General features: G+C 66.5%; 4 protein-coding genes. 3 read left to right on the top strand and 1 reads right to left on the bottom strand.

Annotated features, from left to right (window positions below):
• On the top strand, positions 1-412 hold a 412-nt coding region (locus AC1D01_RS34440), incomplete at its 5' end, for a 5'-nucleotidase C-terminal domain-containing protein (RefSeq protein ID WP_477873964.1).
• 151 nt (positions 413-563) lie between these two features.
• Complete coding sequence (locus AC1D01_RS34435; RefSeq protein WP_477873962.1) at positions 564-785, top strand: hypothetical protein; 222 nt, start codon at positions 564-566, stop codon at positions 783-785.
• A gap of 15 nt (positions 786-800) precedes the next feature.
• Here AC1D01_RS34435 and AC1D01_RS34430 read toward each other — a convergent pair whose 3' ends face one another.
• Positions 801-1,025, bottom strand: coding sequence for a hypothetical protein (locus AC1D01_RS34430; protein WP_477873960.1), 225 nt, complete (start codon positions 1,023-1,025; stop codon positions 801-803).
• Here AC1D01_RS34430 and AC1D01_RS34425 point away from each other — a divergent pair.
• Positions 1,009-1,269 (top strand): hypothetical protein, encoded by a 261-nt coding sequence (locus AC1D01_RS34425; protein ID WP_477873958.1) that lies wholly within the window; start codon positions 1,009-1,011, stop codon positions 1,267-1,269. The genes AC1D01_RS34430 and AC1D01_RS34425 overlap by 17 nt on opposite strands.
• Positions 1,270-1,442: the final 173 nt, after the last annotated feature.

Here is a 1,442-nt window from a genome sequence, read left to right as displayed (position 1 = left end):
GCTCGCGACCGCGACCCGGCTGATGGTGCCGAGTGCCAGCCTGCGCTACACCTGGGACGGCAGCGCGGCCTGCAATGCGCGGGTGCGCGGCGTGACCTTGACGACGGCGGCCGGCACCGAGACGCTGGTCGACGTGGCCGGCGTGGTGGTGAACCCGCAGAAGACCTGGCGCGTGACGATCAACAACTTCATGGCGACCGGCGGCGACGGCTTTTCGACCTTCCAGCAGGGCACCAACCTGCTGGGCGGCGCGCAGGACATCGATGCGCTGAGCAGCTACCTGGCGAGCTACAAGGCGCCGAACGCGGCCTACGACCCTGCGACACCGGCACTCGGCAAGCCGCGCGTGGCCCGGGTCAACGCGCCGGCGGGCGGCGGCACCTGCCCGCTCGGGGCGGATGTGAATCCCTGAGCCAATCCTGGATCCAGCGCAAGCCAATCCCGACCCGCCAGGGTGGATTGGCTTCTGAGCTCAGGTGGCAGGCTTCCTATAATTTTTGTTGCATCGCACCACCCCAACAGCCCCGTTCTCAACCGTTCTCACCTGCACACAAGGAGCCGAGATGGAAGTCGACAAGCTGGTCACTGTCTATGGGTTTTCGCTGTTCGACGCCGACGCGGGCGGGCAACTCCCGGCCGCGTTCAAGGCGCCGCGATCGGTGATCGAACACGACTTTCATGGGACCGTGATGGAAGGCACGGCCGAGCTGGTCGATGCGGAAGCACTCGACGAGCAAGGCCGCTTCCGCCGCGTCGCGACGGCGTGGGGCGAGCTGGCGACCTGATGGCCTGAACGCTCGTCAGTCTTTCACTGCGCCGTTGTCCGCCTTCGGACGGCCGGTCTTCAGGCTGGGCACGCTGTTCAGCGCCGCCAGCAGGGCCTTGTCGGCCATCGCGTTCAGCGCCGCGATGCCGGCGCGCAGCAGCTCGCTCTTCTTGGTCGGGCGCTTCAAGGCGGCGGCCCGCAGCTTCAGCGCCTCGAGCACCTGGTATTCCGACTTCGGGATCGTGAAGCTGTCGCGCACCAGCTTGTGCTTGGGCTTCTCGGCGACCGCCGTGGCGGCCGGGGCAACTGCCTTCGCGGGGGCGACTTTCCTGGCGGCTACCTTCTTGGCTGAAGGCTTTTTCGCAGCAACGGGAGTCTTCCTCGCCGGAGCGGCAGCGGTCTTGGGGGTGGTCTTTGCGGTGGTCTTGCGTGGGGTCGGTGATGTGGTCATCGGCTTGACTTCAATGGTTTATACGATATATACCGTTTATACCAGACCTTGACGCGGCGCCATGCCGGAGCGGCCCGAGGTCCGGCGAACGGAGCGCAGATCATGGAGACAAGACGTCTTCGCGAACGACTCGGCCTGATGTCGATCGGCGCATTGATGATGGACCCGCAGTTCGTGCGGCGCGCGGCGCAGGACCGGGGCGACGAGGTCGCCTCGTCCGACACC

The organism is Rhizobacter sp. P3_B12 (genome assembly GCF_056402895.1).
This window is presented reverse-complemented; position numbering and strand designations above follow the sequence as displayed.